We start from the raw sequence: 26983 nt of genomic DNA, 5'->3' as shown, positions 1-26983 counted from the left end.
GAAAGGTGAAAAATGGCAGACAACCGCATTCGAAAACCGGCGTAGGCTGCCCCGGGGCCTTTTTACCTCAACCGCCGTGTTGCCGTCGCCGGTCACCAGGAGCGATTGGGGGGTGGCGTTTTGTCGCAGCCAGCGTGAGCCGTCTCGATCAAAACACGGCCGGCATTTCCAACCGAAGCCAGCGTGCTATTGCGCAGCGAACCAGCGTGGGTCGATCCTCAACTCGCCGAGCTCGTAAGGCGTTGAAGCCTCCGCCAGGGGGAGCGTTAGACCAATCCGGCCACGCCGATCCGTCACCCCCGCCGGGGTGGGCACCCCTGCCAGGTATCGCCCCTCGTGCCAAAAGGTTAGCCGGATTTGCCCGGCGGGCAGACCGGCTGGCAGCTCAAAGTGGCCGCTGGCATCGCTCACGGCCGCGTACGGATCATCGCGCACCAAAACCCAAGCACGCATGAACGGATGGATGTTGCACGCCACGGGGGCGGGTTTGGGCTCTGCCGCGTCGAGCGAGAGTTCTCGCCGTGCTTGAGGAGCCAGCACCACGTTGAACGAGGGGTTCTTGCGAAACGTGGCGTTAAGATTGTGCGTCGTCGGGTCGGCGTTGGTCAGCACAAGCCGCTCGCCTGCTCGCAAAAGCGTCACCCGCGGCTGGAAAGCGCACCCTTTGTTGGTCAGCTCGTGGACAGACGGCTCGAGGAGATTCGGGGGCCCGGTGACCGTCGCGATCGGCGGGCCGCTTGCCCAGATCACGACGTTCGCCAAGCCTCCCTCGTCGCTCACGAGGAGGCTCTCATCCGAGGGTAAAGCTTCCTGGCAGCAGCGATCGCGGCCGGGATCCAACTCGCGCGGCTCCGGCCGAGGACCCGCCAGCACGATCCGGCCGGTAATCGGCCCGGCGTGGGGCGGAGCCCCCTCTGCAAATGTCGCCAGTCCGGCAAAAAACGCCGGTATCCCTAAACCTGCCATGATCAGGAGGGATTTCTTGAGAACGCTCATTGCCGCATTCTAGCCGGACGCTCCCGGTTGGCACGAGCGGACACTAGACTGCTCGCTTACGCGGCGTCGCTAGCGGTGCCGCTCTGAAAACCGACGCTAGTCGGCCGATCGCTGGTGCCCGGCTCTCTCCCTCTGCGTTTGTTCGTTTATGAAAGTTTTGGTTGTCGGCGGCGGTGGCCGCGAGCACGCGCTCGCCTGGAAGCTCGCGCAGAGTCCGCGTATCGATACCGTGTTTGTGGCTCCCGGCAATGCCGGAACCGCCCTCGAAGCCGGTTTGCCGATCGTCAACGTTGCTCTCCGCGACGACGACACGGCCGGGATTGTGAGCTTTGCCAAGGCGAATGCGATCGGGTTGACCGTCGTGGGTCCCGAGGCCCCGCTGGTGGCCGGCTTGGTGGATGCGCTCGAATCCGCGGGGCTGCTGGCCTTCGGTCCGAGCAAAGCCGCGGCTGAGTTGGAAGGCTCCAAGGCTTTCTGCAAAGAGCTGCTCCGACACGCGGACGTTCCCTCGGGCGAGTTCCACACGTTCCGCGACGCGGCCGAGGCGCTTGAGTTCCTCAACGAGCGTGAAGATGTCCCCTGTGTTGTCAAAGCCGATGGTCTTGCGGCCGGCAAAGGGGTGGTGGTTTGCGATACGCGCGACGAAGCGCTCGAGGCGGTCGATCGCATTGCCGCTCAGCGTGAGTTTGGTGCCGCCGGTGCCCGCCTGCTGATCGAAGAGCGGCTGCACGGTCAAGAAGTCAGCGTGCTGGCGATCACCGATGGCCGCTCGATCCTGACCCTTCCGCCGGCGCAAGACCACAAGCCCGCCTACGACGACGATCGGGGCCCCAACACGGGCGGCATGGGTGCCTATAGCCCGACGCCTTTAGTAGATGAAGCCCTGATCGCACGCATCGAAGAGCAAGTGCTCGTGCCCACGGTGCACCACATGAAGCGCAAGCGACGTCCGTTTCGTGGCGTGTTGTACGCAGGGCTGATGCTGACCAAGCAAGGTCCCAAAGTGCTCGAGTACAACGTCCGCTTCGGCGATCCCGAGTGCCAACCGGTGCTGATGCGGCTAAAGAGCGATCTGCTGGATCTGCTCGAACCCGCTGCCGAGGGGCGGTTGGACGAGGCACCAACGCCCGAGTGGGACCCGCGCCCCGCGGTGTGCGTGGTGATGGCGAGCGAAGGCTATCCGGGAGCTTATGAAACCGGCTTTCCGATCACCGGGCTCGAGGCAGCCGCGGCGGTCGCTCCGGGCGTCAAGGTGTTTCACGCCGGAACGTCGCTCGCAGGGCGCGACGGCGACCGAATCGTCATCAACAGCGGGGGTCGCGTTCTGGGAGTAACGGCCCTGGGTGAGACGGTTCCCACGGCAAAACTCGCGGCTTATACGGCGATCAAGGCAATCCGCTGGCGAGGTGCTTGGTGTCGGAAGGATATCGCCGATCGTGCGATCGTCTCGGGCTGAGGGAGGACTTGGGTGAAGGACGACTTGGGGTCCACTTCCCCACCCTGCCCCGCCCCTGCTCTGGCCTTAAAAAAACCCAGGGCGACCTCTCGGGGTCGCCCTGGGCATTCCACTGGCAGCCACCACGCGGTTTAACGCTTAGCGACGCCGTGCAGCCAGCGGGCCAACGGCCAGCAGGGCCAAGACCAGCGTTGCCGGCTCGGGGATCGCAGCACCGGTCATTCCCGGAGCGGGGCCGCACACCATGCCCCAATTCGCCAGCAACACGTTCAGCTCGTCGTTGTCGACGGTGGGCCCGGTGGGCTGATAGCCACCCCAGCCCGCCGGAGCCGGCGGCACGGCGGCACCCCAGTTGCCCAGCAAGAGGTTGAGGTCGCCGTTGTCGACCATCCCGTCGCCATTGAAATCGCCCGGGCAGAAGACCGGCGGGGCCTCGACCTTCTCGCCGATCGCCTCGATGCCATTGATATCGATCACCGCATACTGTGTCTGTTGGCCTTCGTAGGAAACCGCTCGCAACTCGGACAGGGCGTAGCTGTGATCCCACAGGTGCCCGCCGTGATCGAGAAAGCTCACCCCACCGAGCGCGTCGAGCACGAACAGCTCGCTGCCCGTGGCGTAGTAGCCATCCGCGTCGGCCGGGTCGATAATCTGCCGAATGCTGAAGATGAGCGAGTCCCCTTTATTCTCATCGCCCATTTCAATCAGCTGACCGTTCTGATCCTTTATTTCTTCGCCGTTCGGGTTGCCGATCGGATCGAAGTCGAAGATGTCGGGCCGGCCCATCACGTCAAGAACCATCAGCGCGTCGAGATTGACCGACTGCCGGCCTTGGGTTTCGTCACGCGGCGAGAAAGCGCTGGGGGGAATCGGGCCCAGCAGCGATTCGACGGCACTGACAATCGTCGGCCAGCCCATATAGGGCGTTCCGGCTGCGTTCCACACCGAGGTACCACTCAGCCAGTCCACATCGAGCGAGTACTTGTCCGAATCTCCGCGGACCGGAACATCGACATCAACGAATTCGCGCGGCTCGACGCCCCAGACTTCAAGGCCATCCACATCAATCGGCCGGGGCATCGCGTTCACTTCGGGTCGCTTCGCCCAAATGAATTGCGTAGACGAGGGGCCAAAGGCACCGGCCAACTCAAGGCTGACCTCACCCGCTCCGCCGATGCTGTTGCCATTCGAGAGCACGACCGGACCCTCGCTAGGAATCGGTTGCAGAGCAAACCCGCCGCCCGGGCCGCCGTACCCCGTCACGAGGTTGTCGTGCGTGAAGATCAGGTGTGCCTGATCACGACGCAGCTCCCGATAGAGAGCGTCGCGGCTGTTAGCCAGCGCATCGACCTCTTGATCGAGCTCCCAGTTGGGACGCGAAAAGCTGAAATCAACCGTATCGGCGCTGCCCCCCATGCCGTCCCACGCGATCACCTGCTCAGGATCGGGGCTGGGACCGACAACCGAGAAGTCAAAGTCGTGAGAGTACTCTTTGCCATAGACCTCGGTGGGGAGCAGGATCCCCCCGCCAACAACCGGCGGCCCCGGAACCGGCACCGGCGTGTAGGGGACAAATGCCTCGGCACTGCGGGGTGCCAGCAACGCCGCGGCGGCAAAGAGCGGTAGGGCGTATTGTTTCAAGGAGCATCGCATGACAAGAACCCTTGTGATCCACCCTCCCAGGGTGTGAAAGCGACATCGCCTGCCCGGAAGGGCGCGAAAGGGGGATTGGCAGGCTGCCGAATGGCTCATGTGGGGTTAATCCACGGTTGCGTCCTGAACCCGACACGGCATAACGGATTTTTTCGTCTGCCCGTCTCCCCCCCCGGTGGCGCCCCAGCCGGCAGCGTCCACAATCGCTACGCCGGCCCCGATGCCCGCAGCCGTTGGCCCGCAGGCTTTCCCCGCCGCTTTGACACGTCGGGTTGCGGGGCTAGCCGTTTTTTGCCGTCGTTCCCCGTTTGTTTCCTGATACCCCTCGGCTGTGATGGCTCTCGTGACGCTTGATGACCTGTCGATTGGCTTTCGTGGCCCCCCGCTGCTAGACGGAGTCGACTGCGTCATCGAACCCGGTCAGAAGATCGGCTTGCTGGGCCGTAACGGTGCCGGCAAGAGCACGCTTATGCGGATCTTGGCCGGCGAGCAGACGCCCGACTCGGGTCGCTGTACGCTTGCGCCCGGTGTTCACGTCACGCGGCTGGAGCAAGAAGTGCCCGTTGCGCTGTCGGATGCCGGCACAGGGACTGTCGAGGCGGTCATCCGTTCGGGTTGGCGCAGCAACGAAGAGCACGACGAATGGCGTCAGGACCGCGAACTGGAGCGGCTGCTGACCGCAACCCGGCTCGACCCGCACGCGGCGTTCAGCGAGCTCTCGGCGGGGCTCAAACGTCGCACCCTGCTGGCGCGGGCGGTGATCGGCGCGCCCGACCTGTTGCTGCTCGACGAGCCGACGAACCACCTGGACCTGGCCGCGATCGAGTGGCTCGAATCGTTCCTGGTTGCGTGGCCCGCCGCGCTGCTGTTTGTGACCCACGACCGCGAGTTTCTCCGGCGGGTTGCGACCCGCATCCTTGAGATCGATCGGGGCAGGTTGTTCGATTGGTCGTGCGACTACGACGCTTTCCTGGAACGCAAAGAGCAGGCGCTCGCCGCGGAAGAGAAACAGAACGCGCTGTTCGATAAAAGACTGGCCGAAGAAGAAAAGTGGATTCGGCAGGGCATCAAAGCCCGCCGGACCCGCAACGAGGGGCGCGTGCGGGCGCTCAAGGCCTTGCGGGTCGAACGTTCCGGCCGACGCGAACGTGAGGGCAAAGCAAAGCTGGCGATCCAAGAGGCCGAACGCAGCGGTGCGCTGGTCGCTCGCGCTGAAGACGTGTCGTTTGCGTATCCGGGTACCGAGCCGGTTTTTACGGGCCTAACGACGACGCTCATGCGGGGCGACAAAGTGGGCGTCATCGGCCCCAACGGGGCCGGTAAGACCACGCTTTTGCGTGTGCTGCTCGGAGAGTTACCCCCCACCGCCGGCTCGATCCGTCTGGGAACGAACCTGCAGCTGGCGTATTTCGACCAGCTCCGCGATCAGCTCGACGACTCGCTAACGGCCGAGCAGGAAGTGGCAGACGGTTACGACACCGTGAAGATCGGAGGCGTCTCGCGACACATCATCGGCTACCTGGGCGATTTCTTGTTTACGCCCGACCGCTCACGCACCCCGATCGGATCGCTCTCGGGCGGGGAGCGTAATCGGCTGCTGTTGGCCAAGCTCTTCGCGAAGCCGGCCAACATTATTGTGCTCGACGAACCCACCAACGACCTCGACGCCGAGACGCTCGAGCTGCTCGAAGAGCGGCTGATCGATTATCAGGGAACGCTTCTCATTGTGAGCCACGACCGGGCCTTCCTGAACAACGTGGTCACCAGCACGCTTGTTTTTGAACCGGGCGGCGTCCGGGAATACTTCGGCGGTTATGACGACTGGGTGCGACAACGAAATCTGTCGCCCGCGTCACCGGAACAAGAACCAGCCAGCAGGTCGACAATGGCCACCCCTGCGACCGCCCCGGCGGAACCGGTTCGTAAGCTTTCCTATAAAGAGAAGCGCGAGCTGGAGACCCTGCCAGCGCAGATCGAGGAACTCGAAGCGAAAATCGCCGCGTTGCACGCCAAGATGGCCGCCCCCGAGTTCTATCAGGGAGCGCCCTCAGCGATTGCCACGGCGAGCGCCGAAGCAGCCGACCTGCAAGCACGCCTCGACACCGGCTACGCCCGCTGGGAGGAACTCGAAGGCTAGGCCAGCCAGCCGTGCCCCGCTTGCTAGCTTCCGCCGTGCGGCACCCTGATTGCGGCAAAAAGGGTCAGAAGCGCTTGCTGTTGGTGTCATTGATTCGCTACGGTAATTTACAGCGTGAGAACCGATCTCCCGGCGGACGCGTAATATCCAGGTACTATGGTCTACCTTCGCCAGCTTGCCGCCCTCCTCAGTCCGACCTCTAGGTCGTCTGGTCGGCTGTTGGCGGCGGTGCTGACGCTGGTGCTTGCTGCTCCGCCTCTGCGGGCTGAGTGCTGTTGTGCGCAGAAGAGTTCCCCTGCGGCCTCTGCCCTAGAATCGCCCGCCTGCTGCCGGACTTCTTGCTGTTGCGCCCGCGACACAGCCAAGGTGGCGATCGAAAAACCGCCTTGCTGCGGCATCGCGGACCCCTTTGCCACTAAATCTTGCAGCGACACCCATAACTCGGCGTGTTCTACGGACTGCCGCTGTGCCGATTGCCCGAGTCGCGATAGTACACCTGCGCCTTACGCCCCGTTGGTTGAGCCCGAATCCCGGCCGATCGATTTGGCGGCGTTTACTTTTACTCTCAGCTCGCTCGACCTGTACGGTGGCGAGTTGCCAAGGGTGCGAGCCCCCAGCGGCTTGCCGTGGGTTTTTCTTCCGCCCGAAAGACGGGCCATGTTGTGCGTGTGGATCATTTGAAGCACGGCCTCGCACGTTCGTCTTTGTCGGAGCCGTCATGGCATCTGCCGGCAAAGCAACTGCGAAGCCCCCGCTGTGCTTTGAAGATCCTCAAAGCTCTTCGTATTGGTTCGGACGTGTGTCCAACCCGAGGGGCTGATCACAAAAGGAAACCCAATCATGATTAAGTTACTTGGACTGGCGGGGCTTGGTTTAGCGCTCGCCTTTGGTGGAAGCTCGCTGGTCGTTGGCGCTGGCACACCCGATGGCCCTTGCTGCTGCGGGGTTGAGTGTGCGTGCGAAAACTGCACCTGCTGCAGCGGTGAAGAAGGTTGCTCGTGTGGCGACTGCACGTGCGAGGATTGCGACTGTGCCAACGGTGCCTGCGCGGCGGGGGCTTGCCAAGCGTCTGCCCCGAACTGCTGTGGCAGCTGCCCTCGGTAACCCTGTAGCAAGACTCCGCCACCGTGCGGAGCGATGTTCATGATCTTGACGGCGGGCCGCGTCGCTAGCGACGCGGCCCGCTTTCGTTTTAGATGAGGCGATCGCCGAGGCTCGCACTTTCCCCCGCCCGCTGCTGATTGCCCCCCGACCTATGAACTTCTGGCGTCTATTTTCCCGCAGCCTTGTTACCCATCGCCGTTCGCACGCGGCGGTTGCGGCTGGTGCCGCGGTGGCGACGGCCGTGCTGGTGGGAGCGTTGGTCGTGGGCGACTCGGTTCGCGGCAGCTTACGCACGCTGGCGCTAGATCGATTGGGGTCGATCGATGCGCTCGTTGCGCCGGGGCGTCCGTTCCGGGCGGCGCTCGCTGCGGAATCGGAAACATCCAACCGGCGGTGCCGGCCGCTGGTGATTGCCGCCGCGAGCGTTTCGACCCGCCTCGACGGTAAGAATCGTCGGGCAAGCGGAGTTACGCTCGTCGGGGGCTTGATCGAACCCCCCGGTGATTCTGTTGCCTCAATAACGGCACCGCTTGCAGCGGAGCTTGGGTTGCGCGAGGGAGACCCGCTCGTGGTCCGCGTTTCGGTCTCGACGGCATTGCCCGGCGATAGCGCTCTGGGCGAGCGGGCCGATACGACCCGCTCGCTGCGATTGCCGCGGGTGGCAATCGTTCGGGCAGAGGGCCTAGCACGCTTCTCGATTGCCCCGACTCAGGTCGCGCCGCGCAGCGTGTTTGTGGCGCTCGCCGAGGCCCAAAAATTGTTAGAGCTGGGCGACACTTGCACAGCCATGACAATCGAATCCACCACCGACCGCACAGCAGCGGTGGCGGCTCCGCCGATTGCGCCGCGGCTTGCGGACTACGGCCTCCGGCTGAGCCGGATCGACTCGGGCGTGTGGCAGCTTGATTCTGACAATCTGGTGCTCCCTCCGGTGGCCGTGAAAGCGGCACAGAAGGCGCTGGGCAGCGAGGCGGTCCAGACCGTCACCACCTATCTGGCCAACCGCATCGAAGCGGGCGACGCGTCGATTCCCTACTCGACGGTTGCAGGTGCTAGCGCTGGCGTCGTGCGATTGCTCGACGATCAACAGGCTCCGCTGACACTGACCGATGAAGAGATCGCCCTGAGCGATTGGGCCGCCGCCGACCTGGGCGTTGAAGTGGGGGCGCGCATCACGCTGCGGTACTACGAACCAGAGAGCACGCATGGCGTGTTGAAGGAAGCACCGCCGGTGTCGCTACGACTGGCGGCGATCGTGCCGCTGGCGGACCAACAGGGTCTGCCGACCTCGGCGGCGGACCCGGCCTGGACTCCCGAACTGGCAGGGGTGACCGACGCCGCTTCGATCAACGATTGGGATCTTCCCTTCGAGTTGGTCGAGACGATTCGCCCGCAGGATGAGGCGTACTGGGACAATCACACGACCACCCCCAAAGCGTTCCTCGCCGAGCCGCTTGCCAGCCGGCTATGGTCAACGCGATGGGGGGGCACTAGCTTGATCCGCTTTTCCGCCGACGGAGATGCCCGCCAGGTCGAGCAGCGACTCTTGGCCACCTTGGATCCGGCCGATTTTGGTTTCGAACCGCTCGCACTGCGTGCCCAGGCGATCGCCGCGTCGAGCGGAAGCACACCGTTCGATGTGCTGTTCCTGCTCTTTAGCCTGTTCCTAATCGGCTCGGCGCTCGCGCTGATAGTGTTGCTTGTGCGGTTGGCGGTCGAGGGCCGTGCGAACCAGATCGGCTTGCTTGGATCGATCGGCTTCTCGAAGCGGTGGACCACCCGCTGGATGCTTGCCGAGACCCTTGTCGCCGTTGCCGTTGGCGTTGTGGTGGGCGCAGTGGGTGGCGTGGCGTACGCGGCCGGGCTGCTTGCCTTGCTCCGAACCGTGTGGGTGAGCGCCATTACGAGCCCGTTTCTTCACCTCCACACGGGTACGGTGGCAATCGTCGGTGGCGCACTGGCCGGTACGGCGGTCGCCGCCCTAAGCGCGTGGCGCGTGATTCGAGGGTTCTTGAAGCAACCGCCGCGCGCGCTGTTGCTGGGACGTTCCGAACCAGCATCGTTTGCGAGCGGCAGCCAAGACCGACGGGCCCTGCTGGCCGCGGTGCTGTTGTTGCTGGCTGCTGTCTTCGCCGCGTTCATCGGCGGCCGATTGCGTGGCGAGGCCGCCGCCGGGGCCTTCTTTGCCGCGGGCGGTTCTACTCTTGCGGCTCTGCTGTGTGGCGGTTGGTGGGGGCTGCGGCCGCGCCGCACGACGGGTCGATCAGCGTTCGGGTTCTGGTGGATGGCCGGCAGCGCGATCGCCCGCAATCGAGGTCGCTCGCTGTTGATCGTAGGGTTGGTCGCGGCGGCCTCGTTCCTGATCCTGGCCACTTCGGCGTTCCGCTTAGGACCAACTTCAGCAGGCACCGGCGGCTTCGCGGTGGTTGCCCAGACCGATCAGCCCGTGCTGTTCGATCTGAACACAGCCGCGGGCCGATTCGAGCTGGGGTTCTCGGAGCGCGATGAACAAACGTTGGCCGGATGGAGCGGTGCCGGACTGCGTGTCCAACCGGGTGAAGACGCAAGTTGCCGGAATCTGTACCAGTCCACGCAGCCCCGTGTGCTCGGGGTGACCGACGCCTTTAAGACCCTCGCCGAGCGCTTCTCGTGGGCAGAAAACCGAGCCGACTCGGGCACCGGTCCCTGGTCGGTCTTGCCCACGCAGCCAACGCCTGTCGAGGAACCGATGCCCGTTGTGCTGGACTTCAACACCGCGGTTTACAGCCTGAAGCTTTACGGTGGGGTCGGCTCGACATTCACGTTCACCACCCCCGCCGGCGCGCCACAAACCCTACGGATCGCCGGGTTGCTCAAGAACAGCGTCCTCCAAGGCGACTTGCTGATGGGCGAGGCCGACTTCTTGCGGTTGTTCCCCAACACCAGCGGCCAGCGATTTTTTCTGTTTCGGGCACCGACCGACGGCCCTGGTTCGGAACTCGTCTCGCAACAAGTCACCGAGCCCGTGATCGAGTTGCTCGAGGACCGCTTGAGCGATTACGGGCTGGACGCCGAGCCGACCGCGTTGCGGCTCGAACGCTTCCTGGCGGTGCAGAACACCTACCTGGCCACCTTCCAGACGCTGGGGGCGTTGGGGCTGCTGCTGGGAGTCGTCGGGCTGGCGATCGCCCAGTATCGCAACCTGAGCGAGCGCCGGGGCGAGCTTGCGCTGCTCAGAGCGGCCGGCTTTGCTCGGCGACGGCTCCGCCGATTGATATTGGCCGAGACGCTGCTGCTCGTCGGCGGCGGGCTGGCGGCCGGTGCCCTCGCGACCGTGATCGCGTTGGGGCCGATTGCCAGCCAAACTGCGGGCCAGCTCCCCTGGGGGGCCACACTCGGGCTGATCGCCGCCATGCTGGTCGCCGCGCTGGTGGCTGGTCAGATCGCCGCGCAGGGCGTTCTGACCACTCCCGCAGCAGCGGCCCTAAGGGGCGACTAAAGGGCGAAGTAAGTGGGGGCCACTAACCTCCCCTGCGAACCGGCTCGCGAGCAGCGTTGCCGCGTCGCGCCATGGTTGCGGCCCGGCGTCTTCCTTACAGTAGCCAGAGCTGATTGCAGTTGTGGGGCGGCATCCGTCGCCCGTTGTATCGAACCTCTCCCCCGCCCGGCCTGCTCTCTCATGCGTGGACTGCTGCTCATTATCGCCTCGTTTGGAGTCACCATTCTAGCGTGGGGGCTGTACGGCGTAACGCTGCACGAAGGCCAGCGGATCATGTCCACCGAGCCCGGCGTTTACGCCCGGCTAAGGCCTTTTGTGTGCGTCGGGCTCGCTTACTTTGCGATCGGCGTGATCGCCCCCGCGGTGCTGCTGGCCACGCGCGGCGAAAAGGGCACCTGGACCTTCCGCGGCATCGGCATGAGCCTGTTGGCCGGTGCGTTTGGGGCGATCGGTGCGCTGGGCATCATCATGGCATTCACTTTCGGGGGCCGACCCTCGTTCGTCATGCCGCTGGTCTTTGGTGGTGCTCCCGTCGTGAATTCGTTCTTGACGATCTATTGGTCCAAGAAAGTCAAAGAGGTGGGACCCCTTTTCTTGGCGGGGCTTGTCATGGTGGTGCTCGGTGCCGTGACGGTGCTGCTCTTTAAGCCGGCCCCGCCGAAGAAGTCCCTCGCCGAGGCGACGGTCAGCTCGGTCGCTAACGACCAATCGGTCGCCAACGACCAAGCCCCCGCCCAGGCGGCGCTCGCGACCCCCACGATCGAAGCCGAAGTGGTACAGGAAGTTCAACAGGCAAGCCTCTTCGGCGGTCGGTTCTTGTTGCAATTGCTCTCGATCGCGACGGTGATCGGCTGCTGGGGAGCCTACGGCCCCGTGCTCCACCAGGGCCAAGCCGCCATGCAGCAGAGCCGCTTGAGGCCGCTGCTGTGCGTCGGGCTGGCCTACTTCGCGATCGCCGTCGTGGTGCCGTGGGCGTTGCTGCGGACCACGCTCCCCGAGGCCAGCGAGTGGAACTTCGTCGGCACGGCCTGGAGCCTTGCGGCGGGTGCCGCGGGGGCGATCGGTGCCTTGGGCATCATCATGGCGTTCAACTTCGGCGGGCGTCCGATCTATGTGATGCCGCTCGTTTTTGGCGGGGCACCGGTGGTGAACACCTTTGCGACCATCATCCTGCAGGGGCAGCTCAACGAGGTGCACCCGATGTTCCTCGCCGGGCTGATCCTGGTGATTGCCGGAGCCGCGATGGTGCTCGTGTTCGCGCCCAAAGGCGGACCGACCCCCGCCGCGACTCAACCCGCTAAAGCGCTGAAAGCCGAGCCGGCGCAACCGAGCTGAAGCTACTGCGGTGGAAAAGACCTCGGCGGATTCGACGCAGTGCAAAGCCGCTGCGAATGAGACACCCGNCGCGGCTTCCGCCCCGCCTTTACGCATTTTTCACGCCGTTTTTCTTCGGGCGCTAGCCACGGGGGGGGGGGGGCGTGGTTATACTGGGCGCTTATCCGGAACGAAAAAATCCCCGAGTCAGAGCTAACGTCCAAGCCGCCACGAATCAAAGCACCTCGCAGCCCCCCGGTTGCGGTCGTGCATGATTCGTGGCGGCTTTTTTCGTATATCGCTTATCACGGCGTGCTTTGTGAGTCCCCATGCCCTTCACGACAACTAGGAATCGCTGATTATGATCCGCACCTTGATCCCCACGCTGTTGCTGTCCGCCGTAGCGGCCCTGCCCGCTGCGGCCGGCACGGTCTCGTTCGACTTTGCGCCGGTCGGCAACGCTGGCAACGCGGCCGACCCTCAGACTGGCTTCGGCGCGGTCTCTTACAACTACGCGATCAGCACGACCGAAGTCACCAATACCCAGTACACAGAGTTCCTCAACGCGGTCGCCGCGACCGACAGCTTCGGCGGCGCCGACCCCACGCTCTACAACACGAGCATGGGCGGTAGCTCCCGCGGCGGAATCAGCCGCAGCGGCGTGCCAGGGAGCTACACCTACGCCACGAAGCCCAATATGGCCGACAAGCCGGTGAACTACGTGTCGTTCTTCGACGCAATGCGGTTCACCAACTGGCTCAACAACGGGCAGGGCAGCGGCGACACGGAGACGGGGGCGTACACCATCGGTAGCGGCTCGGACGAGGTCCGCTCGACGAGCGCCAAGTTTTGGATCCCCAGCGAAGACGAGTGGTATAAGGCCGCTTACCACGACGCCTCGGCCGGCACGGCGGGCGTTTACTTCGACTACGCGACCGGCAGCGACAGCGTGCCGACGATCGCCACGGCCGACAGCGTGGGCGACATCAGCAACCCCGGTGCGGGAGTGGTGAACTACAATCGCGGCGCTGACTGGAACGGCCAGGACGGCAACGTGACGACGGTTGGTTCGGCGGGCCTCGCCAGCGCGAGTCCCTACGGCACGTTCGACCAGAACGGCAACGTGGTTGAGTGGAACGAGGCGGTCTTTAGTTCTTCTTTCCGCGGCTTGCGGGGTGGTTCGTGGTTCACCAGCTCGGACATCCTGCGAGCCGTCAACCAGAACCTCAGCCTCCCCACGAACGAGTTCAGCGACGTAGGTTTTCGCGTGGCAACCGTCCCTGAGCCAAGTTCGGTGCTAATGGGGGCTTTGGCAGCGGCCGGAGTGTTGGGGCGGAGGAGAGCTTAGGCTGCGTTTCCGAGCAAAGGGCCCTTGGTGCTTTGACCCTTTTACCCTTTCTTCTTTTCTCTTGCCGCCGCCAGTGTTTCTGGAGATCGGGGCGCGCGAGATTTTTCGGAGGACGGAGTCTCTCGATGAGACGCAAGGACCTGGCAGGACCGGGGCGTGAGCCCCCGGTCCTGCTGGTGCTCTGTCTCTGTTTCGCGTCCCTATCGGGCTGACTCGGGGGTACGACCTGACTCGCTGGATCAGCATCACAAATGTGAATGGGAGAAGGTCGACAGCTTCCCCAAGAGCCAGCGGTTCGTCTTCGGAACGCGGCTGGCCGACCACGCAATCGGCGTGCTGGATATCCTCGTCGAGGCGTCGTACAGCACCACGAAGGCGGCTCTGTTGGCCGACGCCAACCGCAAGGTCGAGACGCTCCGCAAGCCTGAGGTGCAGGCTGCCCAAACCGAATCAGCTGGTGTTTGATCGGTGATAGAAAAGCGCATTTATGCGGCAAGCAACGCAAGGCCTGTCACCACACCGAATCACGCGATGAGTCATCGCAGGCACGGTTGTTAGGTCGATCCGAACGCTGCGTGCTGCGCTCGCTTCAAGTGCCGCGGGTTGCGCCGAACCACTCGATCTGCTTCCGGGGGCAGAAGGTGTAGCCGTGCTCCTGGCAGTACGGCCGCAGCCAGGCGCTGCGCTGTTCGAGCTGCTCGGGGGTCACCCCCTGCGGCATCAGCAGCACGCGCTCGGGATCGATCCGCTCGAGCTTCGCCAGCAGCGCCTCGACTTCGGCCAGCTCTTGCGGCTGGTCGATCACAAATTTGAGCTGGTAGGGGTGTTCGGCAATCAGCCGTGTGAGCACATCGGTCTGTAGCCGGCTGCGCTCGTGACGGCGTGACCAGTGCGGGTGTTCTTCGATCGAGGGGGTCGACCCCGACAGCTTGGGGCTGAGTGACATCAACTGGCACGACACCGGCAGATAGAGCGTGCCGGCCGTCTCGATTGTCACGTGCCGACCCGCTTGGCGGAGCCGTTCGCACAGCGGGATCAGCTCGGCGAAGAGCATCGGCTCGCCACCGGTGAGCACCACGTGACGGCAGTCCCATTCCTCGACCTGGGCGATAATCTCATCGACGGTCAGATCGACCCCCTCGGGGTGCCACGAGGCGTAAGGGGTGTCGCAGAACCAGCAACGCAGATTGCACCCGCTGACGCGAACAAAGACGCTAACGGCCCCGGTGAGCAGCCCTTCGCCTTGAACCGACTTGTAGACTTCCGCGATCTTCATCGTGAGTGACTCGCCGCCGCAAAGAGCGGCTAACCATCATTGTTGGTAAGGAATCGGATCGACCAGGCCGGCGGCTTCAAAGCCCTTCTGGCGAAGCAGGCAGGCATCGCACGCGCCGCAAGCAATCCCCGTTTCGCTGGGGGCATAGCAGGTGTGCGTGAGCCCATAATCCACGCCCAACTGAACGCCTTGGCGGATGATCTGAGCCTTGGTCATGGTAATCAGCGGAGCGTGCACCCGCAGGGCGAGATTGCCCGACGGATCGGCGGCGGCCGCCTCGACCCCCGCTTTGGTCGCCAGATTCGCCAGCCGCGTGAACGCTGCGATAAATTCGGGGCGGCAATCGGGATACCCGCTGTAGTCCACCGCGTTGACCCCAATGAACAGGTCCGTCGAGCCCAGCACCTCGGCGTAGCCCAAGGCCAGCGAGAGCATCACGGTATTGCGGGCCGGGACGTAGGTGACAGGGATCTCGGCAGACATCTGACCCTCGGAGCGGCCCCGCGGCACGGCGATGTCGGCCGTCAGGGCGCTGCCACCGAACTGCCCCAGATCGATTTTCACAATCCGATGCTCAGCGACCCCGATTGCCTGGGCAACCCGCTGAGCGGAATCGAGCTCGAAGCGATGTCGCTGGCCGTAGTCGATGCTGAGGGCGTAAACCTCAAACCCGTCGGCACGCGCGATCGCGGCGGTTGTCGCCGAATCGAGCCCCCCCGAAAGCAGGACGACGGCGCGGCGGGCAGAATCTGGCAGCGGAGGCATCGAGCGCTGGGGGCTGGGGCCGAAGGGGGGGGCCGAAGGGGGGGGCCGGTGCCGATCGACGCGGAGGACGGCGGCGGCAAATGTGGCGGCGGAGGCGACGCCCTACCGGGCGGAGCCGCATCATGCCAAACTCATTCCCCTCTGCTCAACCACCCCCCTGACATTTCCCCGCAAGACTCTTGGCTCCGATGGCTGTCTCACGCGACCTGCTTGAAACCTTTCCGAACGAGTTCCCGCAGCGGGAATACAAGATCGAGATCGTCCAACCCGAGTTCACCTCGCTGTGCCCAAAAACGGGGCAGCCGGACTTCGGCGTGGTGAAAATCACCTACACGCCCAAGGGCAAGTGCGTCGAGCTGAAGAGCCTGAAGTATTATCTCCAGGCTTACCGCACCGAGGGGATTTTTTACGAGCACGTGACCAACACGATCCTCGACGACCTTGCGGCGGTCGTCTCTCCCCAGTGGATGCGTGTCGAGATCTCCTTCAACGCGCGCGGAGGGATCACCGAGACGGTGACCGCGATGTACAACGCCGCGATGTGACGAATCGGCTGCCCCGGGCAGCCAATCCAGCCACTTCTAACGAACGGCGCATCGGATGCCAAAGCGCCGCGGCGGCTCGGTACTGGTTCTCGGCGCGGAGCGAATCCTTACGAACGCGACGATTTGGGTGACTTGATCCCGCTAAGGGTTCGGTATCCGAAGAACGCGCCGGCAAGGATTGCGCTGTACCCGGTCAGCGAGAGCAAATCCAGAGCATCGGGGGCTGCCAAACAGGCCATCGCGCCGCCACCCAGGCAGACCGTGGCGATCATCAGTCTGACGGTGGCGTTTTCTTTGTTCTTGTTCGTCTTCGCGACATCGATTGCCTGACGGGCCGACTGATTCGCCAGCTGACGAAGGGCACCCATGTCGGTCGCATGCTCCGGGGCTAAACCCCCGCGCAACTCTTCGAGGTTAGCAATCGGCTTGATGTCTTCTTTGGGTGTCGCCGGCGCGACAGTTTCCTCTTCGGCTTGCTGCGAGGTCGAAAAGGTGGGTTTGGGCTTGGCGACAGGAGCGTCGTCGGATCCACGCAAGCGCTGCATCATGCGCTGCATGTAATCTTCGACCGACTCGTCATCGGCAGAGTTCGCTGACGCGTTGACCGGAGTCGGCTCAGAGGGGGGGGCAATCCGAGCCGGTGCCGCCACCGGTGCCGCTACCTCAGGCGAGGCACTATCGTCAGCGGGCAGCAGGTGGGAGTACTTCTCGTAGAACGACTCCTGCCGAACCGCCTCGGATGACTCGTCTTCGGACACACGTGCGGCAAACGGATCCGCGCTCAGAGCTTCGGCCGCTAGCTTTAGGGCCGCTTCTGCTCGCTCGTCGGTCTGGTTGAATTCTTCCCTCAAGTCGCTCAGCGGCGGTTCGATTTGCTGCTCTACAGCAGCGTTCTCTTCCTGGGGCGACACGTCTGACCAAAGGCCCTCGCTCGCGGGGGTCGGCTGTTCGTCATCGGCCCAAAGCGAAGTGCTGGCAGACGAACGAAGGGATTCCGAACTCTCTCCCTCGTTGTCATCGGTGCTCATCGACTCGTCGTAAGCGGGCTCAGCTGTCGGCAACTCGTGCCGATCCTCAACCGCTTCGTGGTTTGCCGAGAGTTGCTCGGATCGAACGGACTCCCCCGGTTCATCGCCGGAGAGTTTTTCAACCGCCCATAGCTCCTGCGAATCGGAGCTCTCGTCGGAGGTGTAATCCGGATCGAAATCGGGGGCGGCTTGGGCAGGTTCCTCCTCTTGAGCGACGCACGGATCGGCCGGGGATACCGGTTCCTCCGCGGTATCCACTTGGGCATCAACCCGTTCGTCAGCTGCGGGAAGACCTGTCAGCCAGGGCGCTTCTGCGGGTGCCTCGCTAACCGCTTGCTCTGACGGCGGTTCGCAAACCGCCGTCGTTTGTTCAAGCTGAAGGATTGCGGCTTCAAGCTCAGTGACACGCTCCGCCAACTCGTTGGCGTGCGTTTCAGCGGCCCAACGACCTGCGGCTTCCTCTTCAGCGCGGGTATCCGCCGCCGTGAGCGCTAGCTCAAGACGCTCGAGTTCGGTCGCGAGCGCTGCCCGCTGGTTCTCATGGTCGAGAAGGGTGATGCGTTCACGCCGCAAGGTTGCCAGTAAAGTGCGCGCACGGCCCCGCGTTGTCTCTAATCGCCGTGCGAGCAATTCAGAGGAGCGCGCTTCGAGGTCTGTCGCGGGATCGGCCAGACGGTTAACGGGCTCGTCGCTCGGTGGTTCAGCATCGTTCGCTGCTTCGGCGGAAGGAGCGGCGTTGAACTCCTCGGTCTCGGATTCTTCCGTTGCCTTTGCCGAGAAAACATCGATTTCGTCCGATGAATTATTCTCGGCGAGGACTTCAGCGGCTTCGATGGCGGAGCTGATCGGAGCCACGCGCTCAACCACGGCCCACGGGTCCCTTTCAGGGGCGTCGGCGGTTACGGCAACCAGATCGGTGTCGTTGTCCGCCGTTTCGCTGTCTGTCGTGTCATCGGCTACGGGACTGTCGGTCGCAAGCCAGCTCGAGGCATCGGCGAGCGGATCGCCCCATGAGTCGGACGAGTCGGCAGCCGGATCGGCATCGATCTGGGGCTCTTCAGCGGGGGGCGTTATTGCTTTTGGCTTAGGAGACCAGGGCTGCAGCAGCCGAGCCGGAATGGCCGGATCCTGTTCGGTGTCTTCATTGTTCTCCGGAGAAGTCGCCGAGGGTATGCCGCTAGCTAGATCCCAAGCCGAGTCGGCTTCGTCCGCGGCCGGCTCGACGGGGCCAGCCGGTGAATCCGGCGCTTTTCCGAAGGCGCTTTCTTCTACTGTTTTTGGTTCGGGGCTCTTTGTCCGGATAGCCTCCGCAGCGGAAGAAAGATTTATCTGGCTCGGTTCGGCCACGTCGCTGCTGCTGGGTGGCGTTTCGATCCGCGCGGCAAAGTCGCTCGCCGGCGCGTCGATCCGTGCGATCTCGAAGACGTTCGAGCCGATTCGGAGACGGTCGCCGCTGGTCAGTTCCGCTTCGTTGAATTCTTCGTCGTTGAGCCAGGTGTTGCTGGCCCAGCGGCGTGCCATCAGCCGGCCCGACTCGAGCGAAACCACGCAATGCAACGGCCGCAGTCCCGCACCAGGCAAACGCAGCGTACAACGCGGTCCGGCACCGATCGTGAGCGGCGTTGCGCCAATGGTCGCACCCTCAGCCAAGCCGAGTTGGTTGGCGTCGCGCAGGACGTAACCGATCGGCTCGAGAGCAGTCAGCGGGTCGGCGAGATCGGTCAGGGCAATGCTCATTCGGTCGCGTCGTTAGGTAGCAGGGGCCGCGTGATGTGATGGGGGCCGCTCTAGGTGTTCGGTAGGGCATCCTCGCGGAAGACGCCCACCCAACGAAAAACGGTCCACCGTCATGTAGCTTGCGGACAGCAGGGGGGCAAAAAGCAACGCGTGACTCTGTTCGGGTGGTCGGAAGTTCGGTTCCGGATGCGCCGATTAGGCGGTTAAGGCCCGTCGCCGTGCGGCGTAAACCGTTGTTGTAAAACGATTTGCGGGCTTGTCCCCGGCTCCTCGGCGGGCGGATGGGCGTTCTGTAGCAAACCTGACAGGAATTCACCGACCTCCTGACCGCCTCCCGCGTACTATGTTTGCGATAAGGCGCTATCCCCTGCCCCACAGACGGGGGGGGTGCCAAGCGGGGAGGCCCGAGTTCGGACCGACGAATTTCGTCGCCGAGGTTCGGCCCGCTCACCAGGAACAGACACCGGTCGGTTTCGATAAGGGGGTTTGCACGGCGTGCGACGACCCTACGAGCCGGCCCTATCGAGGCACTCTTCTCATGGCACGCAAAGACTCGATTATTCAGATCAAAGAACTGCTTGTTCGTCGTCGTGACGCCCTCAGGCGAGCGCTGGCGGGAGACCTCAGTTTGCTCGAACAGCTGCGTGAGCAAGGGGGCAGCGACATTCTCGACTGCGCACTTGACTCCGCTCACGGCGAAATCAGCTCGCGTTTGGCCGAGGTTGAGTCACGCGAGCTGGCCAGCATCGAAAAAGCGATCGAGCGCATTCGTGATGGCGTTTACGGCCATTGCGAGCTTTGCGAGGGCAAGATTCCGCTGCTGCGGATCAAAGCCCTGCCGTATGCCACCATGTGCATCGAGTGCCAGCAAGGTGTTGAGAACGGCACGATCGAAGAGTCGGGCGGAGAAGATTGGGGCCGGGTGGTCGATACCGGTTATTCCGAAACCGAGATCCGTGTTTCCGACTTGGAGCTTCAGTAACCGGGGGATAAAGTCTGCCGGGCACCGGGAAGCGGCTAGACTATTGGCGTCGACATGACGCCCCGCGGCTACCGTTAGGCAACCGTGGCACCAATCCCGCTCCACACGCTATCTGTCTTGCGATGCGCAGGTTTGTCCCTCGATTTGAACGCCTGACGTTGCTCGTCTGTTTACAGTGCGCGCTGTTGGGGGGGACGATTGCGAGCTCGCAAAGTCTGTTCAGTAACGGCACGAAGGTGCCCTATACGACGCTGCGGCAGGTGCCGACCGAGTCGGCCGACGAAGCCGCACGGCGTCGCGACGCCGAACGAGCAGTCGAGTTTCAAGAGCTGGCCCGCGATGTTGAGGCGCTCGAGCCGCAACTCGGCGTCATTAAGCGTGTCGCAAGGCTTGTAGCGCCGAGCGTCGTCCATATTGAAGCTAGCCCCGCACAAGATCAGCCTTTTCGCCAAGAGCAGGAGGCTGGGTCGGGCATTGTGGTCCGCTTCGGTGGCGAGGCCTTTGTGCTGACCAACCACCATGTGATCCGTAACTCCTCGGCACCGCGGATCCGGATCCAGTTCGACGGTGGGCAGACAATCAATCCGACGCGTATCTGGTCGGACCGTGAGACCGATATCGCGGTCATGGCGATCAACTCACCCGATGCCCCCCCTGCTCTGTTGGGCGATAGCGATACGCTCGAGATCGGTGAGCATGTTCTCGCATTTGGCAGCCCCTTTGGCTTGAGTCAGAGCGTCACACGCGGCATCCTCAGCGCGAAGGGCCGTCACAACCTGGATCTGGGTCGCAGCGAGGTTCCGTGGCAGAACTTCCTCCAGACCGACGCGGCGATCAACCCCGGCAACTCGGGGGGGCCGCTTGTAAACTTGCGCGGGCAGGTGATCGGTCTGAACACTGCCATCGCGAGCAGCAGCGGTGGCAACGAGGGCATCGGCTTCTCGATCCCGATCAATATCGCCGTGAGTGTTGCACGACAACTGATCACCGGTGGCGAGGTCTCCCGGGGGTTCCTGGGCGTTCAGCTCGATGGGCAATTTAATGAAGCCATAGCCCGCGAGATCGGTCTGGCGCGTTTCTCTGGTGCGAAGGTTAAGGGGGTTGAGCCGGGCTCGCCGGCGGCGACCGCTGCGTTGCTTCCCAACGACGTCATTCTGCGTTTTGACGGCGTTCCCATCGAGAACAGCGACCATCTCATTACGCTCGTAAAGCTGACGAGCGCCGGTCGTCGCGTTGAACTCGAACTGTTTCGCGGGGGCGACGTGCTAAGGACCTATGTTGATGTCGGACGTCAAGCCGTCGATGGCGAGCGCTGAATCGTTCGCAGGTCGATAGCAGAGCCTGTGCTCCCCACGCTTTTTCACGCGGCTAACCGTCATTCGCCAAAAAGAATCGGTTCGGCTTGCTGACTTTCGCTTGATCGTGATCGGGCGAGTGTGTTACCAAAGTTGATCGCGGACGGGTCCGGAACCCCGTCCGACCGGGTTTCATTCTTCCCCCGGAAGAGGTCAGCAATGCTCTTCATGTCGCGGTGCACAGCGTTTTGTTTTTTAGCCGTAGCAATGACTTCATGCGCTACGGCGGCGGTGATTGTGAATTCGGCTCTGCCAATCACCAAGGTCGTTCGGGTCCGGTTGATCCGCGCAGCGGAAGACAACGGGACGAATGTGGCGAACGCTTTTGGTAGCGGCTCCACGAAGGCCTACATCGAAGATCAGATCGACAGGATCTGGGCCCAGGCGGGTATCGATATCGAGTTCGATACCGAAACTCCGATCTACAACAGCGCGTTCGCGCTGCGTGGCAATAACGGTTCAGGAACGCGTCCGCAGTCGGACTTCAATCTGATCCGCAATGGTGCCGCAGCCGCGGGACTGACTTCTACCAACGCGAACACCCTCAACATGATCATGGTCGATGTTGTGCCCGGTTTTGCACCGCTCGGGAACCTAAGTTCGGCCGGGCTCGCGAGCCTCGGTGGCAATGGCATCACGGGCTACGCAGGAGACACACTGCTCACTTACAACAACGGCCGTGACGTCATCGCATCGGTGATGGCGCACGAGATTGGCCACAACTTGGGCCTCCAGCATACCGCTAACAGTTTGGCCAACCTGATGAGCCCCGGTGGCTCGACGGAACAACTGTCGAGTTCGCAAATCGCGACGGCGCTGTCGAGCCGGTTCGTCTTCAACCTGCCCCCGCCGCTGCCGGGGGATTACAACGGCGACAACTTGGTGGGCGTCGCCGACTACACGGTCTGGCGAGATGGGCTAGGCACGCCGGCGGAGATCGGTTCGTACGACGAATGGGCTTCCAACTATGGTGACGTGCGTTCTACCGCGGTGCCGGAGCCCGCAGCGTGTGCACTCGCTTGTGTGATGGCCTTGGTAGGCATTAGCCGCCAAAGCCGCGCTGGAATTCGCCGGCACCCCGCCGCTGCTGACGCTGTCGGTTGAGGATCAAGACCGTCGAGGGGGCCATCCGCGCATCGACATCGGGCCAACTGAGTATCTCGCCGGGCTCGGGATTGGTGTCGAGGTCGGGGGCGTGCTGCCGGAGGAACGACCACGCCGCGGCCATCGGGATGGCTCCGCCATAAACGCCACCGGCGTCGCCCGTGATGATTCGCACCACACCAACGACGCGCCCAGATTGGTCGCACAGGGGCCCGCCGCTGTTGCCGGGGTTGGTCAGGGCGTCGTACAGGCAGAGTCCGTCGTTTGAGGCGTCGGGCAGCGCCACCATGCTGCCCCGCGTCGCTTTGAGGGCCGATCCCAACTGCAAGCCCAAAGGGAACCCAAGCACCATCACGTCCGACCCGCGGCGAGGCAGCAGGGTTGAAATCGGTGCGGCCGGCGCGTTCAGATCCTCACAACGCACTAGCGCGAGGTCCAGTGCCGTGTCTCTGGCGAGGGTGGTCGCCATCAGACGGTTCTTGCTGTTCAGCGGATCGAGCACCAACAGGCTGTCCGAATCCTTGACCACGTGATCGTTCGTTACGATCAGGCCAGGGGCGATCACAAAGCCGCTGCCCGATGCTACCGCGATCAGATCGCCGTTTTGCTCGCCGTCTGCGCGGCGAAAGCCCAGATAGTTCCGCCCGCTGGGGGGCAGATAGTGCATTTCGAACGCTGTCGGGCGATCGTGTTCGTGCTCGGTGATCAGGTACCGGTAGGTCGAAGTGGCTTTGTTTATCTGCCGAGACGAAACTCTCACCCCCCGACGACCTGAGACCGCGATCAAGCAGCCGAGATTGTGAGCGATCTCTTCGGTATCCGGTGAGAGGTCTGCCGCCAGAACCCAGTTATCGACCGCGTCGTCGAACTTGCGGGAAAAGACTTGGCTGATCGCCAAGTTGTTAAGGGCAGCAACGTTGCCGGGCTCGCGTTTGACGCACTCGGCAAAGCAGCGGGATGCTTGCAAATCGTCATCGACGATAAGTCCATACACCAAACCCTTCAAGAATTCGGCAGCGCCGCTATCGGGGTCGATCCGGCTGGCTTCGTTCAGAGCGCGCTCCGCTAGGGGGCCGTTGCCCAGGCGAAGCATCTCGACGCCTTCTTTGATCTTATCGACGGCTAACTCACGGGTCGCTTCGGCCTCGGCTTCGGTCATCCATTTGTTACCAATGCGTACCAGTTTCTTTGAGGCCATGCGTTGCCATTCGGGCAGCCGCGCGCGGACCTGGACTCGCTCGCTGGGGGGGAGTTTGTTTCCCGAGAGATGAAACTGGTAGACCAGCAAACCCTCTGACGCGGTTGACGTTGCCTGAGCCTGGGCTTCGACCTCGCGCGCTGTTGCGACCAAGGCGATTTTCTTGCCATCCTCGGGGAGGTCTTCAGCGGGATCGGCGTCGAACGGCCGCACGAGCGGGGGATCGCCCGTCGCTGCTGCACGAACGTAGCGCTGGTCTTCGTTGCACAGGCTGCTGAGCGGTACCCGGATTGTTTTGCCCGACGCCTTCTTGAGGATCACAACGTCTTGCTCGAGTTTCACAAACTCGGCAACGGTCGTGTGCTTGCGATCGTGCGAGGTCCAGAATCTGAGCTCCGCTGCCTCCCCGGCAAGTGTGCTGAGTAACAGTAAGAAACTGATGACCGCAGCGAATGCTGTTCGGACCGCAGGAGCAAGTAAGCTGCACCGCTTGTTTGAGCCGATCGCCCGAGAAGCTAGGCACTGCGAGGTAGCGCACAGAATACTTCGCATCGAAATCACGTTCCGAGCTGACAGGCGGTGTTCCGTCGAGGGTTACGCCGAGGTCTGACTTGTCGGAGCCGATGCCCACGGGGGATCGAGGTGACAAGGGCGCAAATTCCTTCGGCAGCTTGCTGCGGCTAGCTTAGCCAGCGGTCCCGCGCGGGGTCAAATTACCCCGGCCAGTTCAGCCCAAAGATGCGGTAGATACAGTAATTTTTTGGCGGATGATCGCTACGAAGGTAACGAAGCGCTGCCCCTCCGTCAGACGAGGCCGCTCGCTGAGCAGCTGGATGTGGGATGGCTCAGGCTAGCCGGAGCGTCGATTCCACGCGGCGGATGGCTTCGTGCAGATCTCCCGCTTGGCCGGCCAGACGGGGCGGATTATCGGAAGCCAGCAGACGCTCGACACGATGATGAGCGGCGATGACCGTTGAGTGGCTGCGCCGGCCGAAGTGATCGCCGATCTCGCTCCAGGCGCTGCCGGTGAGCTTTCGGGCCAGCCACATGGCCAGCATACGGGGTTCTGAGACCGCTTTGGTCCGCTTGTCAGAGCGGAGTTCTTTGGTGCCCACGCCGAATACCTCGCACACCGCCATCTCAATCTGATCAATGCCGACTCGTGGAGCCGAGAGTTGATTGATCTCGCGGGCGACGCGCCGCATCAGATCGTCGTCGAGCGGTGACTGAAAGGTTTCATGCAATAACGCAATGCGGTTCATGGCACCGGCAACCTCGCGGGCGCCTCCCTGGAGCGTTGCCGCTAGAGTCTGGCAGGCGAGCGGCGAGAGTTCGATCCCGCGCTCTGCTGCCGCTTGCTGGACGAGGCCGACACGTCCGGCGGAGTCGGGCATACGCAGCGGGGCGGTGACGCCCCCGGCGAGGCGTGAGGCGAGTTCCGGTCCCAGCTGAGCCAGCTCAGACGGGCTGCGGTCGCTGGTCATCACGACTTGGCCGCCACGGGCGACCAAGGCATCGATCGTGTGCAGAAATTCTTCGGTCGTCCGTTCTTTGCCAACGAGTTGGTGTGCATTGTCCAGCAGCAGCAAGTCAATCTCGCGGTGCTTCGCGCGGAAGTTGGGCAGTCCGCTCCCGCGTAGCGCGGCGACAAATCCCACCACAAATTGTTCGGCCGTCACGATCAAGACACGCCGCGAACGATCTCGCTGCCGAACACCGTCGGCCACTGCGCGGAGCAAGTGCGTCTTGCCAACTCCGGGGGCACCCCACAGCAGCAGCGGGCTCGCCGTCAGACGGCCGCTGACGACCCCCCGACAGGCCGTAACGGCTTCGGCGGCGGAGGGGGTCTCGACCCAACCGGCCAAGGGATCGACCGCCACCGGTGTCACACGCGGCTTAGCCGAGGCTTCGCGTATCGTCCGCTTGGATCGTGAGCGTGGCTTGTCAACGACCTGCGCCCCCTCCACTTCCGCCGCGACCAGATACTCAACCTTGCAAGCCGTGCCACAGGCCTTTGCGGCCGCTGCGGAGATGGCTTCGCGAAACTGAGTTCGTAAGCGCTCGCGATGGAAAACTGTGGGAGCGGTTAAACGGAGTTGCGTGCCTTCAGCGTGGACCTCGACCGCGTCGTCGAACCACACGCTGTAGCGCTCTTCACCCACCGCTTGACAGAGTTGCTGCCGAAATACGCCGGCGGGAGGGGTTGCTTCCATGCTCACGTCCTGTGTCGGTCGAACGCACGTGATTCAGAGGCGTTATCGACCAACAAAACCACGCGTCGGCCCGTCATGGGCGTGCCTGCGGTGGCGATCGAGTGGCTGTTCCCTGCGGAACGCCACGACGCATCCTATCGTGCTCGGCAATGAGTCAAAGTGGTACCCCGAGGAGATCGCGGTGCCTGCTGTTGCCGTGGGAGGCCGATTCTACGAGTGCTAGCACGGGTGTCAAACGGCTCTTTTTGGTCGGCGGGGAAATCCGCCTAGGTGTCGCGCCGGACGACCTGCAAAGCCCGACATAAAAGCGCGATTCAACAGTTATCAACACATCGACCAACGCACGGGGGGCTGCTTTCAAACAGCTGGCTGGGGTCGAAAACGCAGGTACGCGTGCCGCTGACACCAGGGCTCGAAGCCCGCTTGCTCGTAAACGCGCAAAGCCGGAGTGTTCCGTACGTCGGCCGCGGTGATGAGGCGTTCAGCGCCCCATCCGGCCGCGATATGTAGGGCTTCTTCAACGATCGGCCGTCCCCATCCCCTTCTCCGGGCCTTGGGCGTCAGTCCCATATAGACAAGCTCCGCCTGCTCGTTGTCATGATGCAGCGCGACGAACAGCACGCCTTCAACCAGGGAGTCCAGCGCCACGGTCCGCCAGCCCTTCGTCCCGGATGTGCCGATCGCCGCATAACCCTGGAGCGTGTCAGCGATACTGCGGCGTTCGCCGAGCTCCGGACAATCAAGGCTGCCTTGGTAGGTTGCGCGAATGAGGGGCACTAGGTTGAGAAGGCCGCTTTTATCGACCACGGCGAAGCTCATGCCGGGTGCCACGTTCCGTGCCGGCGGCGTGGTGATGGTGCGACTCAGATAAGTCAGCTCCGCGATTGCTTCAAAGCCGGCGCTCTCTAGTGCGGCGATGCGTGGGTCGTTTGCGTTCTCAACAACCGCTTGGCAGGTCGCGACTCCAGCCGAATCTGCTCTTGCTACGGCCGCCTGTAACAGCCCGGGGCCCGCATTCTCGGCGTGCTGATCAATCGCTTCAGGCAGCCACATGGTCACGGCGTTGCCAACCTGGGGCTGCGCCCAAGCGGCGGCTACGACTTTTCCTTGGCGTCGCGCGACGATGAGACCTTCGAGCGCCCCCAATTTTTCGATCGGCTGCGCAGCGACCGCTTCGACCAGCGAGCCTCGCGCTGCCGGTGCTACCTCGCACAGCACCAGCGCGAGCGCCGCATGCCGCTCGGCATGTGTGGCGGTGTCGAAGTCAAAATCGGGAGACGCCATGGTGCTAAGC

Annotated in this window: 18 protein-coding genes; 10 read left to right on the top strand and 8 right to left on the bottom strand. The window is 63.4% G+C overall.

Features of this window, described 5'->3' with window-relative positions; genetic code table 11:
- Nucleotides 1–186 precede the first annotated feature (186 nt).
- Nucleotides 187–996 carry a hypothetical protein gene (locus tag Pla111_RS12255; RefSeq protein ID WP_146574739.1) on the bottom strand — a complete coding sequence of 270 codons (810 nt, stop codon included), beginning with the start codon at nucleotides 994–996 and terminating at the stop codon, nucleotides 187–189.
- Nucleotides 997–1144: 148 nt separating this feature from the next.
- Between Pla111_RS12255 and purD the strand changes: the two genes are divergently transcribed.
- Entirely contained in the window at nucleotides 1145–2452 is a 1308-nt protein-coding gene (gene purD / locus Pla111_RS12250; RefSeq protein WP_146574738.1) for a phosphoribosylamine--glycine ligase, read from the top strand.
- 138 nt (nucleotides 2453–2590) lie between these two features.
- On the opposite strand, the gene Pla111_RS12245 is transcribed toward purD, so the two are convergent.
- Nucleotides 2591–4105 (bottom strand): hypothetical protein, encoded by a 1515-nt coding sequence (locus Pla111_RS12245; protein ID WP_146574737.1) that lies wholly within the window; start codon nucleotides 4103–4105, stop codon nucleotides 2591–2593.
- Nucleotides 4106–4439: 334 nt separating this feature from the next.
- Here Pla111_RS12245 and Pla111_RS12240 point away from each other — a divergent pair, with 334 nt between their 5' ends.
- The 5 genes from Pla111_RS12240 to Pla111_RS12220 all read left to right on the top strand — a co-directional run bounded on the left by Pla111_RS12240 (nucleotide 4440) and on the right by Pla111_RS12220 (nucleotide 13951).
- Entirely contained in the window at nucleotides 4440–6242 is a 1803-nt protein-coding gene (locus Pla111_RS12240) for an ATP-binding cassette domain-containing protein (protein ID WP_146574736.1), read from the top strand.
- Nucleotides 6243–7497: 1255 nt separating this feature from the next.
- Entirely contained in the window at nucleotides 7498–10824 is a 3327-nt protein-coding gene (locus Pla111_RS12235; protein WP_146574735.1) for an FtsX-like permease family protein, read from the top strand.
- A 180-nt stretch (nucleotides 10825–11004) separates the two neighbouring features.
- Complete coding sequence (locus Pla111_RS12230; protein WP_146574734.1) at nucleotides 11005–12159, top strand: hypothetical protein; 1155 nt, start codon at nucleotides 11005–11007, stop codon at nucleotides 12157–12159.
- Between the two features lie 340 nt (nucleotides 12160–12499).
- Nucleotides 12500–13486: an SUMF1/EgtB/PvdO family nonheme iron enzyme gene (locus Pla111_RS12225; RefSeq protein WP_146574845.1), complete on the top strand. Its 987-nt coding sequence runs from the start codon at nucleotides 12500–12502 to the stop codon at nucleotides 13484–13486.
- 156 nt (nucleotides 13487–13642) lie between these two features.
- Nucleotides 13643–13951 (top strand): hypothetical protein, encoded by a 309-nt coding sequence (locus Pla111_RS12220; protein WP_146574733.1) that lies wholly within the window; start codon nucleotides 13643–13645, stop codon nucleotides 13949–13951.
- Nucleotides 13952–14075: 124 nt separating this feature from the next.
- Here the strand turns inward: Pla111_RS12220 and Pla111_RS12215 are convergent, their stop codons facing one another.
- Nucleotides 14076–14762, bottom strand: a complete 687-nt coding sequence (locus Pla111_RS12215) for a 7-carboxy-7-deazaguanine synthase QueE (RefSeq protein WP_146574732.1) — start codon at nucleotides 14760–14762, stop codon at nucleotides 14076–14078.
- 36 nt (nucleotides 14763–14798) lie between these two features.
- Nucleotides 14799–15527 (bottom strand): 7-cyano-7-deazaguanine synthase QueC, encoded by a 729-nt coding sequence (gene queC, locus Pla111_RS12210; RefSeq protein ID WP_146574731.1) that lies wholly within the window; start codon nucleotides 15525–15527, stop codon nucleotides 14799–14801.
- Between the two features lie 179 nt (nucleotides 15528–15706).
- Between queC and queF the strand changes: the two genes are divergently transcribed.
- Nucleotides 15707–16072 carry a preQ(1) synthase gene (queF, locus tag Pla111_RS12205; RefSeq protein ID WP_391581025.1) on the top strand — a complete coding sequence of 122 codons (366 nt, stop codon included), beginning with the start codon at nucleotides 15707–15709 and terminating at the stop codon, nucleotides 16070–16072.
- A gap of 107 nt (nucleotides 16073–16179) precedes the next feature.
- Here the strand turns inward: queF and Pla111_RS12200 are convergent, their stop codons facing one another.
- The gene (locus Pla111_RS12200) at nucleotides 16180–18837 is read right to left on the bottom strand and encodes an FHA domain-containing protein (protein ID WP_146574729.1); all 2658 of its coding nucleotides are present in this window, start codon (nucleotides 18835–18837) and stop codon (nucleotides 16180–16182) included.
- A 538-nt stretch (nucleotides 18838–19375) separates the two neighbouring features.
- On the opposite strand from Pla111_RS12200, the gene Pla111_RS12195 reads away from it, so the two are divergent.
- From Pla111_RS12195 to Pla111_RS12185, 3 genes are all read left to right on the top strand, one after another.
- Nucleotides 19376–19819 (top strand): TraR/DksA family transcriptional regulator, encoded by a 444-nt coding sequence (locus Pla111_RS12195; RefSeq protein WP_146574728.1) that lies wholly within the window; start codon nucleotides 19376–19378, stop codon nucleotides 19817–19819.
- 158 nt (nucleotides 19820–19977) lie between these two features.
- Nucleotides 19978–21135 (top strand): S1C family serine protease, encoded by a 1158-nt coding sequence (locus Pla111_RS12190; RefSeq protein ID WP_197524995.1) that lies wholly within the window; start codon nucleotides 19978–19980, stop codon nucleotides 21133–21135.
- Between the two features lie 246 nt (nucleotides 21136–21381).
- Complete coding sequence (locus Pla111_RS12185; protein ID WP_197524994.1) at nucleotides 21382–22278, top strand: zinc-dependent metalloprotease family protein; 897 nt, start codon at nucleotides 21382–21384, stop codon at nucleotides 22276–22278.
- On the opposite strand, the gene Pla111_RS12180 is transcribed toward Pla111_RS12185, so the two are convergent.
- The 3 genes from Pla111_RS12180 to Pla111_RS12170 all read right to left on the bottom strand — a co-directional run bounded on the left by Pla111_RS12180 (nucleotide 22217) and on the right by Pla111_RS12170 (nucleotide 26973).
- A complete protein-coding gene (locus Pla111_RS12180; RefSeq protein WP_146574725.1) occupies nucleotides 22217–24028 on the bottom strand; it encodes a trypsin-like peptidase domain-containing protein in 1812 nt (603 codons plus the stop codon). The two genes, Pla111_RS12185 and Pla111_RS12180, sit on opposite strands and share 62 nt — an antisense overlap.
- Before the next feature lie 293 nt (nucleotides 24029–24321).
- Nucleotides 24322–25689 carry a DnaA ATPase domain-containing protein gene (locus Pla111_RS12175; protein WP_146574724.1) on the bottom strand — a complete coding sequence of 456 codons (1368 nt, stop codon included), beginning with the start codon at nucleotides 25687–25689 and terminating at the stop codon, nucleotides 24322–24324.
- 357 nt (nucleotides 25690–26046) lie between these two features.
- Nucleotides 26047–26973 (bottom strand): GNAT family N-acetyltransferase, encoded by a 927-nt coding sequence (locus Pla111_RS12170; protein ID WP_146574723.1) that lies wholly within the window; start codon nucleotides 26971–26973, stop codon nucleotides 26047–26049.
- Nucleotides 26974–26983 lie beyond the last annotated feature (10 nt).

The organism is Botrimarina hoheduenensis, from assembly GCF_007859815.1.
Lineage (GTDB): Bacteria > Planctomycetota > Planctomycetia > Pirellulales > Lacipirellulaceae > Botrimarina > Botrimarina hoheduenensis.
This window is presented reverse-complemented; position numbering and strand designations above follow the sequence as displayed.

Coding starts and splice junctions, on each gene's coding strand:
- Pla111_RS12255 (WP_146574739.1), bottom strand. CDS start 996: ATGAGCGTTCTCAAGAAATCCCTCCTGATCATGGCAGGTTTAGGGATA.
- purD (WP_146574738.1), top strand. CDS start 1,145: ATGAAAGTTTTGGTTGTCGGCGGCGGTGGCCGCGAGCACGCGCTCGCC.
- Pla111_RS12245 (WP_146574737.1), bottom strand. CDS start 4,105: ATGCGATGCTCCTTGAAACAATACGCCCTACCGCTCTTTGCCGCCGCG.
- Pla111_RS12240 (WP_146574736.1), top strand. CDS start 4,440: ATGGCTCTCGTGACGCTTGATGACCTGTCGATTGGCTTTCGTGGCCCC.
- Pla111_RS12235 (WP_146574735.1), top strand. CDS start 7,498: ATGAACTTCTGGCGTCTATTTTCCCGCAGCCTTGTTACCCATCGCCGT.
- Pla111_RS12230 (WP_146574734.1), top strand. CDS start 11,005: ATGCGTGGACTGCTGCTCATTATCGCCTCGTTTGGAGTCACCATTCTA.
- Pla111_RS12225 (WP_146574845.1), top strand. CDS start 12,500: ATGATCCGCACCTTGATCCCCACGCTGTTGCTGTCCGCCGTAGCGGCC.
- Pla111_RS12215 (WP_146574732.1), bottom strand. CDS start 14,762: ATGAAGATCGCGGAAGTCTACAAGTCGGTTCAAGGCGAAGGGCTGCTC.
- queC (WP_146574731.1), bottom strand. CDS start 15,527: ATGCCTCCGCTGCCAGATTCTGCCCGCCGCGCCGTCGTCCTGCTTTCG.
- Pla111_RS12200 (WP_146574729.1), bottom strand. CDS start 18,837: ATGAGCATTGCCCTGACCGATCTCGCCGACCCGCTGACTGCTCTCGAG.
- Pla111_RS12195 (WP_146574728.1), top strand. CDS start 19,376: ATGGCACGCAAAGACTCGATTATTCAGATCAAAGAACTGCTTGTTCGT.
- Pla111_RS12185 (WP_197524994.1), top strand. CDS start 21,382: ATGACTTCATGCGCTACGGCGGCGGTGATTGTGAATTCGGCTCTGCCA.
- Pla111_RS12180 (WP_146574725.1), bottom strand. CDS start 24,028: ATGCGAAGTATTCTGTGCGCTACCTCGCAGTGCCTAGCTTCTCGGGCG.
- Pla111_RS12175 (WP_146574724.1), bottom strand. CDS start 25,689: ATGGAAGCAACCCCTCCCGCCGGCGTATTTCGGCAGCAACTCTGTCAA.
- Pla111_RS12170 (WP_146574723.1), bottom strand. CDS start 26,973: ATGGCGTCTCCCGATTTTGACTTCGACACCGCCACACATGCCGAGCGG.